The sequence below is a fragment of the Pseudonocardia sp. Ae331_Ps2 genome (assembly GCF_001932405.1).
In the GTDB taxonomy this organism is placed as follows: Bacteria; Actinomycetota; Actinomycetes; order Mycobacteriales; family Pseudonocardiaceae; genus Pseudonocardia.
Genome location: NZ_MCIM01000001.1, coordinates 4519061 through 4533208, shown reverse-complemented (window position 1 = coordinate 4533208; position 14148 = coordinate 4519061). Strand labels below are relative to the sequence as shown.

Genomic DNA, 14148 nt, shown 5'->3' with positions numbered 1-14148 from the left:
CGCGGAGCGCGGACGGGGGGCGCGGACGGCCGGGCCGCTCAGCGGACCTGGTCGGCGAACACCACGACGTTGTCGAGGTAGCTGCGGGCCGACCGGTCGAACACCCCACCGCAGGTGATCAGGCGCAGGCCCGCGTGGTCCAGGTCGCCGTAGACCTCGGCGGTCGGGAACTCCGCCTTGGGGAAGCGCCCGACCCGGCGCACCGCGAACACCACCGACGTCCCGTCGGCGCGGTCGACGCGGATCTCGTCGCCGGGCTCCAGGGTGTCCAGGTCGGCGAAGGCTCCGGGGAGCCCCTTCCAGTCGACGTGCGCGGTGAGCACGGCGGGCCCGACCTCACCGGGGGTCGGCGCGCCGGTGTACCAGCCGACGGTGCCCGCGTCCGCGGGGACCTCCATCGACCGGTCCGCGGTCAGCCCCATCGGCCGGGGCACGGTGTCGAGCCCGAGCCGGTCGACCCGGAGCCGGACCGGCTCCGAGCGCACCAGCGGCGCGGGCCCCGGCGGCAGCAACGCGCCCGGTGCGGGCCCCGGAGCGGTCACCGGGACCGACGCGACGGCCGTCGCCCCGGGCTCGGGTGCGCCCGCGGGGTCGGCGAGCAGCAGCGTGGCGGTGAGGACACCGAGCGGCGCCAGCACCCGTGTCACCCGGCGCAGCGCACCGGCCCGGCGCCGCGCCCATCGCCGCCGGTCCGGGCTCCCGCGCCGCACCGTCCCGGCCCGGTCACCGGCCACCGGCCCATGTCCAGACCAGTCCGCGGCCACCGGCCCATGTCCGGACCGGTCTGCGGCCGCCGTTCTGCCTCCGGACCGGTCCCCGGCCACCGATCCGCCTCCGGACCGGTCCCCGGCCACGGCGCCGTGCCCGGCCCGCGCACCGGACGGTGCGGCGGGGCCGGGCACCGGGAGGGCGGAGCCGGGCACGTGCCGGGATCAGCCGCGGCGACCGACGGCGACGCGGCGCACCGCGACCGCGCCGATACCACCGGCGGCGACGGCACCGAGCGCCAGCGGCAGCACGTCGGCCGGGCCGCCACCGGCCTCGACGCCACCGACCGGCGTCGCGGTGACCTGGGTGGAGTCGTCGGACGCGGCCGTGGCGGTGGACGCGACGCCGTAGTCGTAGTCCTCGCAGGCCACGCCGTTGTCGTTCGCGTCGAGGTTCTCGGGGTCGCCCGGGGTCAGGGCCGCCTGGGCGTCGGCCTGGCTCGCGAAGTCCTTGCAGTTTCGGTCCTGGGCGAAGGCGGTGCCGGCGAGCGGGAGGGCGGCCACGGTCGCGAGGAGCGCGGCGGCGGACAGGGAACGGAGGCGCATCGGGGGTGTCCTTCCGGGGGACGTGGGGGGAGCCACGCAGGTAGCAGCGATCCGGACGTGTCGGTCGTTACACCCGAACGGGAATGAACCCGAACGGGCTTGAACCTGCTCCGCCGGGCGGCGGAAGGTGGTCCGGTGATTGCTCTCCCCACCCCCGACGACGTCGGTGCCGCCGCGGCGATCCTGCGCGGGCACGCCCACCACACCCCCGTCCTGACCTCCCGGCTCACCGACGCCGAGCTCGGCGCGCAGCTGCTCGTGAAGGCGGAGAACCTGCAGCGCACCGGGAGCTTCAAGTTCCGCGGGGCGTTCCACACGCTGTCCCGGCTGACGGCGGCCGAGCGGCGAGCCGGGGTGGTCGCGTTCTCCTCGGGCAACCACGCCCAGGCCGTCGCGCTGGCCGCGCAGCTGCTGGAGGTGCCCGCGACCATCGTGATGCCGCACGACGCCCCCGCCACGAAGCTCGCCGCCACCCGCGGCTACGGCGCCGAGGTGATCGGCTACGACCGCTGGACCGAGGACCGCGACGCCATCGCGACCGCGCTGTCCGAGGAGCGCGGGCTCACCCTCGTCCCGCCCTACGACCACCCGAACGTCATCGCCGGTCAGGGCACCGCGGTGCTCGAGCTGCTGACCGACCACGGTCCGCTCGACGCGCTGTTCGTCTGCCTCGGCGGGGGCGGGCTGCTGTCCGGGTCCCTGCTCGCGGCCCAGGCCCTGTCCCCCGACGCCCGGGTGTACGGCGTCGAGCCCGAGGCCGGCGACGACGGCCTGCAGTCCCTGCGCGCCGGGCACGTCGTGCGCATCCCGCAGCCCCGCACCCTCGCCGACGGCGCCGCCACCACCCACCTCGGCGACCACACGTTCCCGGTGATCTCGCGGCTCGTCACCGACATCGTGACGGTGCCCGACGCCGCCCTGGTCGAGTCGATGGCGCTGTTCGCGTCGCGCTACAAGGTGCTCGTCGAGCCGACCGGGGCGCTGGCGTTCGCGGGAGTCCGGGCCGCCGTCGCCGCGGACCCGCAGCGGTGGGCGGGGGCGCGGATCGGCGTCACGATCTCCGGCGGCAACGTCGACCTGGACCGCTTCGCCGCCCTCGTCACCGGCTGAGCCACCGGCCGGGCGCACCCACCGCGGCGCACCCACCGCGGCGGCCCCCGTCCGGACGGTCCGGGCGGGGGCCGCTCGGGCGGATCCTGCTCAGCGCCGGTCGTGCTGCAGCGCGTCCTCGGCGATCACGGCCTCGGTCGGCAGCCCGGGCACCTCCCGGACCGCGGCCTCGGCGTCGGCCCGCTCGTGCGACGGGCCGGGCTGCTCGGCCTCGGCGTCGGCGGCGTCGAGATCGCGGCGGATCGTCGCCAGCAGCACCACGCCCACCAGCACGACGACCGCGGCGATCAGGAACGGCACCGAGGCACCGACGGCCGCGGCCATCAGACCCGCGGCGAACGGGGCGAGGCCGCCGCCGATGAACCGGACGAACCCGTAGGTGGCCGACGCGGTCGGGCGGGGCACCGGCGAGATCGACATGACCGCCGTCGTGACCAGGGTGTTGTTGACACCGACCACGATGCCGGACAGGACCACCGCGACGATCACCACGGCGGGCACGGTGTCGAACAGCCCGATCGCCGCGAGCAGGACCGCGATGCCGACGAGCGCGCCGTAGAGGGTGCGCGCGGTGCCGAAGCGGTCCTTGAGCCAGGGCGCGCCGAACACCGCGAAGACCGCGACGAGCAGGCCCCAGCCGAAGAACACCGCGCCGAGCGAGATCGGGTCGAGCCCGCCCATCAGGAACGGTGCGTAGCCGAGCAGGGTGAAGAAGCCCCAGTTGTAGAGCAGCCCGACCCCGCTGGTCGTGGCGAGCGCGCGGTGGCGCAGCGCGGTCAGCGGCTCGGAGAACGTCGCCTTGCGGGTCGGGACCGGCGTCGGCTCCAGCAGCACGACGGTCGCGACGAGCGCGATCAGCATCAGCACCGAGACACCGAAGAACGGGCCCCGCCAGGACACGGTGCCGAGCAGCCCGCCGAGCAACGGACCCGTGGCGATGCCGACGCCGAGCGCGGTCTCGTAGAGCACGATCGCGCCGGCGAACCCGCCCGAGGCCGAGCCGACGATCACCGCGAGCGAGGTCGCGATGAACAGCGCGTTGCCCAGGCCCCAGCCGGCGCGGAAGCCGACGATGCCCCAGATCCCCGACGACGCCCCGGCCAGCGCGGCGAACACCACGATCAGCGCCAGGCCGGTGATGAGGGTCTTCTTCGCACCGATCCGGGACGACACCCAGCCGGTCACCAGCATCGCGATCGCCGTGACGACGAGGTAGCTGGTGAACAGCAGCTCGACCTCGGCGTGCGAGGCGTTCAGCTGCCCGGACAGCGACGGCAGGATCGGGTCGACCAGCCCGATCCCCATGAACGAGATGACACAGGCGAAGGCCACCGCCCAGACGGCCTTGGGCTGACGGAACGGGCTGGGGGCGTGCTCCGCACCGGATGTTCGGGACATGTCATCGCCTTTCCCCGGGAACGGACCCCGGAGAGACCATGGACGTTTCGGACCTGTTGAACATTGCATCACGCAACCCATCTCATGAGCAATGCGAACGACCGTGACCGTGCCCATGTCCCGCTACGGTCGGGGTCCCGACGTCGAGGAGGCTCCGTGCCGCACATCGCCGCCGAGGCCGACCGCCTCGCCCGGCAGGCCGCGTTCCTGGGCGCGCTCGCCGCGATCGGCGCCCTGCTGCTGGCCGTGCTCGGCTGGGCCGGTGGGGCGGTCGCGATGTGGATGGGCGTCGCGGCCCGCCGGCGCGGGGCGGGGCGCACCGCCGTCGTCGCGATCACCCTCGGCGCACTCGGCCTGGTCGCCGGCCTCGGGAACGCCCTGCTGGGCGCCTACGTGTTCCGCTGACCGGTCCGCAGGACCGGCTTGCCGGGGGCACGGTCCGGTGACTCCAGGTGCTCGTGCGCGGCGGCAACGGCCGCGACGCCGTCGTCGAGGTCGAAGACCCGCTCGACCAGCGGGACGAGCGTGCCCGCGGCCAGCCCGGCGCGGGCGAACGCCTCGGCGCGGGCCAGCGTCTCCGCGTCACCGGTGACCTCGCGGACGTGGAAGCGGCGCAGCCAGACCGGCGCGTACCCGGCCGCGGGCAGCGGTGTCGGCTCCCCGGACAGCCCGCCGTGCACGATCACCGCACCGCCCGGCGCGCAGGCCCGCACCAGCCGCGCGACGCCCGGGCCGCCCTCGGCGTCGAGGACCAGGTCGGCGCCTCCGCCCAGCGCCGCCCGCAGGTCGTCGGGGCCGGGCGTACCGGCCAGCACCTCCGCGGCACCGGCGGCACGCAGGACATCGGCGTGCCGGTCGTCGGACACGACGGCGACGGCGTGCACCCCGAGGTGCCGCGCGACCTGCAGCGCCGCGGCCCCGACGCTGTTCGCCGCGGCCGTGACGACGAGCCGGTCGCCCTTCCGCAGCCGGGTGGCGTGGCGGGTCATGCCCCACACGGTCAGCAGCGGCATCCACAGGGCGGCGGCGCCGTCGTCGTCGAGACCGGGTGGGCGGGCCAGCAGCGACCGGACCGGCACGACGGCCTCGTCGGCGTAGACCGGGTGCTCGTTCTGCGACGACGCCGGGATCACGCACACCTCGTCGCCGGGTGCCCAACCCGTCACCCCCGGGCCGGTGTCGAGCACGGTGCCCGAGCACTCGCTCCCCAGTCCCGCGGGGAGCACCGGGGCGTCGAGGTAGGTGCCGCGGCGGAAGTTCACCTCGGAGCGGTTGAGCCCGACCACGTGCACCCGGATCCGCACCTCCCCCGGGCCCGGGTCGCGCAGCGGCAGGTGCTCGATCCGCAGCACCTCCGGGCCGCCCGTGGCGTGGAAGCGGACGGTGCGCACGAGCCGTGACGTCACAGCGGTCCAGATTAGGGCCGGCCGGAGGCGTGCGACGGCTCAGAGCTCGTTGCTGATCTCGACCAGGTTCCCGTCGGGGTCCCGCAGGTAGACGCTGAGCAGCGGGCCCCGTGCCCCGGTCCGCTCGACCGGCCCCTCCTCGACGGCGACGCCGGCCTCGGCCAGCTCACGCCGGACCTGCTCGATCGGGTCGAGGGTGATCAGGCACAGGTCGGCGCTGCCCGGGGTGGGCCGGTCGGCCTTCGGCTCGAACTCGTGCCCCGCCCGGTGCAGGTTGATCTTGCTGGGGCCGAAGGCGAGTGCGCGGCGCCCACCGCCGAACTCGACGGCCTCCATGCCGAGCACGCGGGTGTAGAAGGCGACGGTGGCGTCGACGTCGGCGACGGTCAGCACGAGGTGGTCGAGGTGGTCGATGCGCATGCTCACGATGTTGGCAGCCGGGCCGCACGCACGCGGGACCTCCTGTGGGTGACCTCCGCCGCACCGGACCGTCACCGAAGGCCGGACGTCGACACCCACACGGACCAATCCGGCGGGTCGCTACCGGCGAACGGGCGTTCGTGAATCACCCTTGTAGCTGGCCGTGCAGCCGAGTGGAGAGGGACGAGGACGCACGTGGACGACGAGCTGACGACCGGCGGGGAGACCCCGTCCGCGGGCACCGCAGACACCGCGGACCCCACGGGGGCCGCGGGGGCCGCGGGGGCCGCGACGCCCGAGCCGCCGAAGCGGAGGCGGGGCCGGCCACCGGGCTCGACGGCCCGCACCACCCGGGTCGTGACCATGACCCTGACCGTCAGCGGTTCCGCCGACGGCGACTGGCAGGCGGAGCTGAAGCAGGGCAGCACCTGGGTGGCGCGGGGGCTGCCGGTGACCGCGTCGGCGGTGTCCGCGGCCGCCGCGGCGCTGCACGCCGACCTGTCCGGTCCGGTCGACGAGCTCATCGAGGGGGCCCGGTCGGCGAAGGCCGCGCGGGTCGCGGAGCTGGAGGCGGAGCTGGAGCGGGCCCGCAAGGACCTGGCCGCGCTGGAGCAGTGACCGCGACGGGTGAGGGCGGCCGGGCAGGCGGCCGCCGGGATCACCCGCGGGGCCGCAGCTCCGCCCGGCCGCTGATGCCCAGCCGGCGGTAGGCGCTGGTCAGCCGCTTCTCCACGGCGCGGCGGCTGAGGCCGAGGCGCGCGGCGATCTGCTGGTTCCCGTCGCCTGCTGCGGCGAGCTCGACGACGCGCAGCTCGGCGGCGGTGAGCCGGTCGGCCCCTGCGACGCCGGACCCGGCCGTGCCCGCCGGATCCGCGGTCCGTGCGCGGGTGGACGCGGCCGGATCCGGGCGGGTCTGCTCGGCGGGGAGCACCGGCGGGGGCGGCACCGGAGCGACGGGCGAGAGCCCCGTACCCGGTCGGTCGTGCCCGGCGGAATCGTCGGTGCCGGTCCCGAGGACCCGGTCGCGGAGCCGTCGTGCCCGCTGCACGGGCCCGGGAGCGCCCCAGGCCAGCGCCCGCTCCAGCTCCTCGTCCAGCAGGCGGAGAGCCGCGGCCCGGTCGCCGCGACCGGCGAGCAGCTCCGCGGCCCAGCCGCGCCACGGGAACAGAGCGGGGTTGCACCATCCGAGATGGTCCAGGTGCCGTCCGGCGTCCCACACGCATTCCAGGGCGAGCGCGGGGGCGTCCTCGGCGAGCGCGGCCGTGGCCCGGACGAGTCGGCGTCGGATGTGGGCGGCGAGTCCGGCCCGGTCCGGGTCCCGGTCGTCGAGCCGGGCCCCGGCGGACGCGGCGGTGCAGGCCAGGGCGATGGTGAACGCGACCGGCCGGCCGTCCGGGTACGGACGTGCCGCGGCCGGCTGCTCGGACGGCACACCGCAGGCGAGTCGTACCAGCTCGGCCTCGGCCCGGTCGCGGGGATCGGCACCGGGGCGCTCGGCGAGCCAGACGGTCAGTGCTGCTGCCCGACCGGCCGCGACCAGTGCGGTGATCAGCAGCCCGCGGTGTCCGTCCCCCGCGGCCACTCCGGCCGGGGACCGCAGCTCCTGTGGTGAGGCGACCTTCAGGACCCGGGAGGCGACGTGGGCGACCGCCGCGGCGGACCCGGTACCGGCCTCCGCCGCACCGTGCAGCACCACCGCGAGCAGCTCCCGGCCGGCGGCGGTGCTCAGGAGCGGATCGGCGGAGGCGAGAGCCTCGTCCAGCATGCCCGCGACGGCGTCGGTCCCACCGGGTTCGTCCTCGTCGAGGCGCAGCGAGCGGGTCAGGATGCGCAGCCGCAGCTCGCGGGCGTCGTCGTCGTCGAGTGCCTGCGCGTCGTGCGCCGTGGGCAACCCGGGCGGGGACGCGGCAGCGAGGTCCCGCACGGCGGCACGCAGCGGCTCGGGGGCGTCACGCAGCAGCGCCGGGTCGAGCACAGCGAGGGCGCGTGCCCGGTCGCGCGGGGAGTCGAGCAACCGTACCGCCTGGCCCACGTGACGGACCGCGGTCGACGACTCCTCGGTGTACTCGGCGGCGGCGAGCTCGACGAGCAGCGCACCCCGGTCCCGGCCGGTCGAGTCGTCGTCGAGCAGGGCACGGCGGAGGTAGCGGACCGCGCGCGACGAGCCGGGGTCGAGGGTGGCCGCCCTGTGGGCGGCGGCCCGCAGGATCTCGATCCCCCACCGCTGCAGGGGCGCGGCGACGGCGAGCAGGTGGGCGGCGATCTCCTCCGAGCCGTGGCCCAGCTCCAGACGGAGCCGGGCGGCGCGCAGGTGCAGGTCCTCCCACCCGTCCGGGTCGGCGGCAACCTCCCCGAGCAGCGGGTGCAGGACCCGCGGCGGATCCCCCACCAGCAGCCCGTCCCCCACGAGCCGGGCGACGGCGGCAGCCCGGTCCACCGGGTCGAGCCCGGACAGCCGGTCGGCCGGCGAGCCCGGTCCGGCACCGTCGAGGACCGCGACGGCCTGCAGGTACGTCCGGGCCGGGTCGGGGAGCAGACGAGCCGCCCGACGCAGCCGCTCGCGCAGTGCGGAGGGCCGGGCGGCACGGACCGCCGCGACGGCGTCGTCGTCCGGGCGGAGGCCGCGGACCTCGTCGAGCACGGCGTGCAGGACCGACGGGACCCCGTGGCAGACGTCGCCGACCGCGTCGAGGAAGGCCGAGGTGGCGCCGGGGCCACACCGCTCGCGCACCAGGGCGGTCGTCGCCGGCACGTCCAGGGGGTGCAGGTGGACCGATCCGCAGACGGCGAGGAGAGCACGCAGCAGGGCCCCGTCGTCGGCAGGACCACCGGTCGTGGCCTGCCCGGCCAGTACCGTCCCGACGAGGGCGATCGGCTGCCCGGCGGACCGGTCCGCGAGCCGGGTCAACCAGCGCAGCGACGCCGGATCCGACCACTGCAGGTCGTCGACCAGCACGGCCAGCGGCACCCGGCCGGCCAGCGCCTCGACGAACCGCCACAGCGTCCGGTCGCGGGCCCCGGCTCCGTACTCCACGGCCGGGTCGCGGCCCGGGAGCAGCCCGGTCGGTGGCGCGGCGAGGTGCCAGCCCCGGGCGCCGAGCAACAGCGGGTCGACGAGCTGGTGGGTCACCCCGTGGTCGAAACCGGTCTCGGCCGGTGCCGCCGTGGCACGCAGCACCTGCATCCCCCGGGCGGCCGCCGCTGCGGCGGCGTCGTCGAGCACGGTGGTGCGGCCGGAGCCGACACCGCCCCGGACCACGACGGCGCCGCCTCGGCCCTGCACCGCGCCGGCCAGGAGTCGCTCGACCGCGGCGTCCACGGCGTCACGCATCGGAACGGGGAGTGCCGGCGGGGTGGGGCACGGGAGCTCGGTCGGTGTGTCGGCAGGCGGCGGCGACCGGGGCGGGCGTCCCCCAGCGGCGTGCCAGCCGCAGCTCATCGGCCAGGAGCCGGTCGGCGCCGTCGTGGTCACCGCGCGCCGCCAGGACCCGGGCCGCGCCGGAGCGCCACGGTGCCAGGACCGGGTTGACCCGGCCCCGGTCGAGCAGCAGCCGGCCACAGGCGAGGTACTCGGCCAGTGCACCGGGCGGGTCACCGCAGCGGTGCCGGGCGAGCCCGGCGGCGTACCGCAGCAACGCGGACCCGGGCCGGTCGATGTCGGGCTCGGCCGGTCGGGCCAGCACGGCCAGGGCGGCGTCCGGGCTGTCGTCGGCGAGGTTCAGCAGGACGGCGGCCGCCGCGACGAGGGGGGCCCCGTCCGCTTCGGGTGACGACCAGGCGCTGTCGAGGTCGCGCCGAGCGGCGTCGCGCCGGCCCGCGGACAGCTGCATCAGGCTCGACACGGCCCAGACCGCGGCGGGGACCCGGCCGCGGCGGGTCAGGCCGAGCAGCAGGTGCCCGGTCGCGTCGAGGGCCTCCGACCGGTGCCCGGCCGCGGCGAGGGTGGCCGCCGCCAGGACACGCGGGGTCACCGCGACGGCGTCCCCGCCGGTCGCGGCGAGCGCCGCACGGGCGAGCGCGACGGCACGGTCCCGCGCCTGGGCGCGCAGCGTGAGGCTCCACGCGGCCACCCCGTCCGGGACCGCCGTCGCCCCGGACGCCGGGGCCTCCTCGCCGAGCGCGGGCGTGAGGTCGTAGCCGAGCTCGTCGGCCATCCGGGCCGGCACGAGGACGGCGGGCCGGTTGCCCCCGGGGGCCGCCGACCGGCGGACGGCGGCGACCACGTTGCGCACCGCCCGCACCTCACCGCGGCACAGCAGCGTGTCGACCACGACCGGGTCGAGGTCCACGGGCCCACCGGGAAGGACCGGCACGACCGCGCAACGGGCCAGCAGCCGCGCGGCCGTCGCGGGATCGGTGCGCTCGCGGGCGCGGACGAGCTCCTGGGTCAGGTCCGCGCGGGTCTGGGGTGGGACCGGTTCGCCCAGGGCTCGTTCGACGAGCCCGGCCGCCTCCGCCGCACGCCCGGCGGCCCGCCGCCGCCGCGCGACCGCCAGCAGCAGCTCGCCCAGCGGGGGGTGCTGCAGTGTCGGCGCGGAGCGGGCGATGCGGGCGACGGCGTCGTCGGGCAGGCCGCAGCGTATGGCGAGCTCGATCGCCTCGAGGAACAGCGCGCGCCGCTCCGGTGCGCCGATCCGTGCGAGGACCTCCTCGACGACGACCCGGCCGTCCGGCACCAGCCGGGCACCGGTGACCAGGCCGGTGGCGCGCAGCCGGTCCCGGACCCGGCCGGCGGTGCCCGGTCCCGGCCCGCCGAGGCGGGCCGAGACCGGTTCGAGCTCACCCCCGCAGACGGCGAGCGCCAGCAGCGGGGCCGACAAGTCGGCGGGCAGCCTGTCGAGCACCGAGCCGACCTGCTCCCGGCGGGCATCGACGGCCGCGCGGCACAGCGCCTCGGCGGTCGCGGCTCTGCTGCCGAGCCTGGCCAGCGCGGCGTCCAGCACCGCGGGGTTGCCGCCGGTGGCGCGCCGGGCCAGCACGGTGGTGCGCCGGTCGGGGGCGACGCCGGCCGCGACCAGGACCGCGCGGACGCCGCCCAGGGTGAGCGGCGCGGTGCGCACCAGCAGGTCGCCGGGGCCGGCGGGAGGCACGTCCCATCCGGACGGGTCCTGTGCCCCGTCGAGCACGACGAGTCCGGCGATCGGGGCGGAGTGCCTGCGCCGCAGCAGCATCTGCAGCCACACCCGGCTCCGGGGGTCCGCCCGCAGGAGGTCGTCCACCACGACGAGCACCGGGCGCGACGCCGCGGCGGCGAGCACGACCCGGCACCGGTCGTGCAGGACCGCGTCGCTCAGGTGGGCAGCTGCGGACCCGGCCGGCCCGGCGCCCGGCAGGTCGTCGACGAGGTCGGCCACGAGATCGGCGACGAGGTCGGCCGCAGCCCCCGGCTCCCGGCCCGCCGCGGGCGGCAGCGCACGGGCGCGCAGCACCCGCACCCCGCGGTCCACGGCCCGTTCTGCGGTGCGCCGCGCCAGCAGCGAACGGCCGGTGCCGGGGAGGCCGGTCACGACGCAGAGGGGAGCCTCGCCCCGGGCGGCACGTTCGACGAAGCCGTCCAGCGCGGCCAGCGCCGCGGAGCGCTCGACCGGTTCCGTCATCCGGTGGCGCTTCCCGACACCGGTGCGATGCCCTCGCCCGCGGTGGCCGCACAGACCAGGGCGGTGAGCGCGGAGCGGTCCGCGACGCCGAGCTTGCGGTAGGCGCCCGTGAGGTGCACCTCGACCGTGCGCAGGGTCACGAACAGGGCCTCGGCGATCTCCCGGTTGCGCAGGCCCTGGGCGGCGAGGCGGACCACACGGTGCTCGGCGGCCGTCAGCGAGTCGAGCGGGGATCCGCGGGGGCGGCGCATCCGCCCGCCGGCGGCGACGAGCAGGTCGCGGGCGGTCCCGGCCTCGTGGACCGCGCCGCAGCGCGCAGCGAGCTGGGCGGCGGTGCGCAGCTGGCTCCGGGCGGCCCGTACCCGGCCCTGGCGCAGCAGCTCCGTCCCGAGGCGGCGACGGGCACGAGCCTGGTCGAGCCGGGCGGGGCTGCGTTCCAGGGCGTCCACGGCCTCGGCCAGCAGCGGGTGGGCGCGAGCAGGGTCCGCCGCGGCGGCCGCGAGCAGGGCGAGGCCCGCCCCACGCGGGGTGCCCCAGCGGTCCGCGAGCTCGGCGGCAGCGGCGGCCTCCCGGTGCCGGCCCAGGTCACCCAGCAGCATCGCGGCCTCCGCCCACCACGGCGCGAACACCGGGTTGGCGATGCCCGCCTCGGCCAGGCTGCGGCCGCAGCGCTCGTAGGTCCGCAGCGCCCCCTCGGTGTCGCCGGCGACGGCGCGCGCCCCGGCCCGGACCATCAGCAGGTCGTGGTACTCCCACGCGAAGTCCTCGGTGCGCGGGCGGGAGATGCCGTCGAGCAGCTCCTCCGCACCGGCCGGGTCGCCCCGGTGGACCCGGACGCTCGCCAGCGCGATCGTGGGGACGACGGCGTTGTCCGACCAGGTCTCCCGGCTGGTGATCTCCAGCGCGGCCAGCGCGTCGAGCTCGGCCTCCAGCAGGTCGCCGGTCGCGAGCCGGTTCGTCGACCGGGTCCCGGTCACCAAGGCGTAGGTCCACGCCGACGCGCGGTCGCGGGCAGCCACCACGAGCCGGTCGAGCACGGCGTCGGACTCCGCCGTCTCGTCGCCGAGGCGCAGGACCAGCGACGACGCCAGCGCCGCCCAGCCACCCAGCCCGCCGTCGTCGCCGAGCAGGACCCGGCGGGCCCCGTCGACGGCGGCGACGGCCGGGCCACCCTGCATCGCCGTGGCGACGGTCATCATGGCCAGCTTCTGGCGTTCGGCGGGCGTGCGTCCCTCCGGGACCGACATGGCGCGCATCCGCGCCATGGTCGGGGCGACCGTCCGCTTCTCGTCGAGCCCCACCACGAGCAGCGCGGCCTCGAGGTGCGTGCGGAGCTCGGCCGCGGCCGGCGTGGTGTCACCGTCGAGCTCGGTGAGGACCCGTTCCAGGAGCTCCACGCCCTCGGGGGCACGCTGCACGGCCAGGGCGGTCATCGCGAAGGCGGCCGCCGCCCGTGCCCGCCCGGCCATGTCGTGCGCGACGTCCAGTGCGTGCTGCAGGTGGTCCAGCGCGCGGTCCGGGTCCCGCTGGCCGATCGTGGCGGCCAGCCGCAGCCGGACCTCGACGTCGTCGGGCCGGGCCCGGACCACCAGGTCGAGGAGGCGGGCCTCGGTGCCGGGCGCGCCGCGCCGGGCGGCGGAGTCGGCGGCCTCGGCGAACACGTCGACCATCCACGGCTCGGGCGGCGCCGGGAGCGGTTCGAGGATGCCGGCGACGAGCTCGGCGGGGCTCCCGGCGTCCGAGAGCACCCGTCCGGCGCGCCGACGCAGCGTGTCGAGCTCCCCCGGGCCCGCGCAGCGACGCAGGACCGCGCCCCGGAGCCGGTCGTGCCGGAACGCCGCCCGCCCCGGCAGGGTCAGCCCGCACGCGGCCAGCGCCGCGAGCGACTCCCGGACCGTGGCGGTCGGGACCCGGGCGACGGCGGCGAGGAGATCCTCCCCGGCCTCGCCGACGACGGCGAGCGCGACCGCCGTGGGCGCCGCGCCACCGAGCCGGACCTGGTGCTCCACCAGGTCGTCCACGACCTCCTCTGAGGCCTCGGCGGGGAGCACGATCTCGCCGCCGCCGTCCGGGACGAGCTGCTCGACGAGCAGCGGGTTGCCGCCGGAGACCCGGACCAGGGTGTCCAGGCGGGACTCCTCGGGCGGCGCACCGGCGCGCAGGGCGGCCAGCCGTCGGACGTCGTCGCGGTCCAGCGGGGCCAGCGTGCGCACCGCGTCGCCGGCCGCCGCGGCGATCCCGGCCAGCCGCTCGCCCGGACCACCGCCGGGGCCGGGCCGCGCGGCCAGGACCACTCCCAGCGGCAGCCCGGACAGACGCCGGAGCAGGAAGCCCAGGAACGCGAGCGACTCGTCGTCGGACCACTGCAGGTCGTCGACGACCAGGAGCAGCGGACCGTCGCCGGTCAGGTCGACGGTCAGCCAGTACAGGGCGTGCAGGGCCCCGTGCAGCTCGGGAACCGCCCCGACCGCACTGCCGCCGTCCGTGCGGTCGGTCCCGGGGTCGGCGAGAGCGGCCCGCGCCCAACGTGCCCCGCCGGGAAGGGTGGCCGCCCTGGCGGCGGCGTCGGGGCCGAGCAGTTCCCGGACCACGCCGAACCCGGACTCGGCGCGGCCACGCGTCGCCGCGGCGCGCAGTACCCGCACCGGGCCGGAGGTCGCCTCGCACAGCTCGGTGAGCAGTGCGGTCTTGCCCAGACCCGGGGCGCCGAGCAGCAGCCGGGCCGCCCCGGAACCGTCGGCCGCGGCGGCGGAGGCACCGCGGAGCCAGGACGCCTCACGGTCACGGCCGACCAGCGGCGTGGGACCGGGGCGTTCCCTCATCCAGGTGCTCCTGTCTCGCTCAGCGTGACCTCGGGAATGGTAATCGATCTCCGTCACGGCGGCCGTCGAGCGCGGTCGTCGG

The 14148-nt window shown here is 77.3% G+C and carries 11 protein-coding genes; 3 read left to right on the top strand and 8 right to left on the bottom strand.

The window, feature by feature from the left end; all coding sequences use genetic code 11:
* Positions 1 to 38 precede the first annotated feature (38 nt).
* Complete coding sequence (locus Ae331Ps2_RS21430) at positions 39 to 647, bottom strand: class F sortase (protein ID WP_139319017.1); 609 nt, start codon at positions 645 to 647, stop codon at positions 39 to 41.
* 285 nt (positions 648 to 932) lie between these two features.
* Positions 933 to 1313 carry an excalibur calcium-binding domain-containing protein gene (locus Ae331Ps2_RS21425; RefSeq protein ID WP_075306829.1) on the bottom strand — a complete coding sequence of 127 codons (381 nt, stop codon included), beginning with the start codon at positions 1311 to 1313 and terminating at the stop codon, positions 933 to 935.
* A gap of 135 nt (positions 1314 to 1448) precedes the next feature.
* On the opposite strand from Ae331Ps2_RS21425, the gene Ae331Ps2_RS21420 reads away from it, so the two are divergent.
* A complete protein-coding gene (locus Ae331Ps2_RS21420; protein ID WP_170917081.1) occupies positions 1449 to 2423 on the top strand; it encodes a threo-3-hydroxy-L-aspartate ammonia-lyase in 975 nt (324 codons plus the stop codon).
* 90 nt (positions 2424 to 2513) lie between these two features.
* Here the strand turns inward: Ae331Ps2_RS21420 and Ae331Ps2_RS21415 are convergent, their stop codons facing one another.
* Positions 2514 to 3821, bottom strand: coding sequence for an MFS transporter (locus Ae331Ps2_RS21415; protein WP_043280253.1), 1308 nt, complete (start codon positions 3819 to 3821; stop codon positions 2514 to 2516).
* Between the two features lie 156 nt (positions 3822 to 3977).
* Here Ae331Ps2_RS21415 and Ae331Ps2_RS21410 point away from each other — a divergent pair, with 156 nt between their 5' ends.
* Positions 3978 to 4226: a hypothetical protein gene (locus Ae331Ps2_RS21410; RefSeq protein ID WP_020625782.1), complete on the top strand. Its 249-nt coding sequence runs from the start codon at positions 3978 to 3980 to the stop codon at positions 4224 to 4226.
* Here Ae331Ps2_RS21410 and Ae331Ps2_RS21405 read toward each other — a convergent pair.
* Positions 4211 to 5227: an alcohol dehydrogenase catalytic domain-containing protein gene (locus tag Ae331Ps2_RS21405; protein ID WP_075306831.1), complete on the bottom strand. Its 1017-nt coding sequence runs from the start codon at positions 5225 to 5227 to the stop codon at positions 4211 to 4213. The genes Ae331Ps2_RS21410 and Ae331Ps2_RS21405 overlap by 16 nt on opposite strands.
* A 39-nt stretch (positions 5228 to 5266) precedes the next feature.
* Positions 5267 to 5647, bottom strand: a complete 381-nt coding sequence (locus Ae331Ps2_RS21400) for a VOC family protein (protein WP_043280256.1) — start codon at positions 5645 to 5647, stop codon at positions 5267 to 5269.
* Positions 5648 to 5842: 195 nt separating this feature from the next.
* Between Ae331Ps2_RS21400 and Ae331Ps2_RS21395 the strand changes: the two genes are divergently transcribed.
* A complete protein-coding gene (locus tag Ae331Ps2_RS21395; protein WP_020625785.1) occupies positions 5843 to 6265 on the top strand; it encodes a DUF6319 family protein in 423 nt (140 codons plus the stop codon).
* 40 nt (positions 6266 to 6305) lie between these two features.
* Here Ae331Ps2_RS21395 and Ae331Ps2_RS21390 read toward each other — a convergent pair whose 3' ends face one another.
* From Ae331Ps2_RS21390 to Ae331Ps2_RS21380, 3 genes are read right to left on the bottom strand one after another with little or no spacing between them, the layout of a single operon-like run.
* Positions 6306 to 8978: an AAA family ATPase gene (locus Ae331Ps2_RS21390; protein ID WP_170917082.1), complete on the bottom strand. Its 2673-nt coding sequence runs from the start codon at positions 8976 to 8978 to the stop codon at positions 6306 to 6308.
* Positions 8971 to 11244, bottom strand: a complete 2274-nt coding sequence (locus Ae331Ps2_RS21385) for an ATP-binding protein (protein WP_075306835.1) — start codon at positions 11242 to 11244, stop codon at positions 8971 to 8973. Before Ae331Ps2_RS21385 ends, Ae331Ps2_RS21390 begins: the two co-directional genes overlap by 8 nt.
* The gene (locus tag Ae331Ps2_RS21380) at positions 11241 to 14066 is read right to left on the bottom strand and encodes an AAA family ATPase (protein ID WP_075306837.1); all 2826 of its coding nucleotides are present in this window, start codon (positions 14064 to 14066) and stop codon (positions 11241 to 11243) included. Before Ae331Ps2_RS21380 ends, Ae331Ps2_RS21385 begins: the two co-directional genes overlap by 4 nt.
* Positions 14067 to 14148: the final 82 nt, after the last annotated feature.

Bases quoted from the DNA above. Each gene is read 5' to 3' on its own strand.
- Ae331Ps2_RS21400 (WP_043280256.1), bottom strand. From the start codon at position 5,647: ATGCGCATCGACCACCTCGACCACCTCGTGCTGACCGTCGCCGACGTC.
- Ae331Ps2_RS21380 (WP_075306837.1), bottom strand. From the start codon at position 14,066: ATGAGGGAACGCCCCGGTCCCACGCCGCTGGTCGGCCGTGACCGTGAG.
- Ae331Ps2_RS21390 (WP_170917082.1), bottom strand. From the start codon at position 8,978: ATGCGTGACGCCGTGGACGCCGCGGTCGAGCGACTCCTGGCCGGCGCG.
- Ae331Ps2_RS21415 (WP_043280253.1), bottom strand. From the start codon at position 3,821: ATGTCCCGAACATCCGGTGCGGAGCACGCCCCCAGCCCGTTCCGTCAG.
- Ae331Ps2_RS21385 (WP_075306835.1), bottom strand. From the start codon at position 11,244: ATGACGGAACCGGTCGAGCGCTCCGCGGCGCTGGCCGCGCTGGACGGC.
- Ae331Ps2_RS21425 (WP_075306829.1), bottom strand. From the start codon at position 1,313: ATGCGCCTCCGTTCCCTGTCCGCCGCCGCGCTCCTCGCGACCGTGGCC.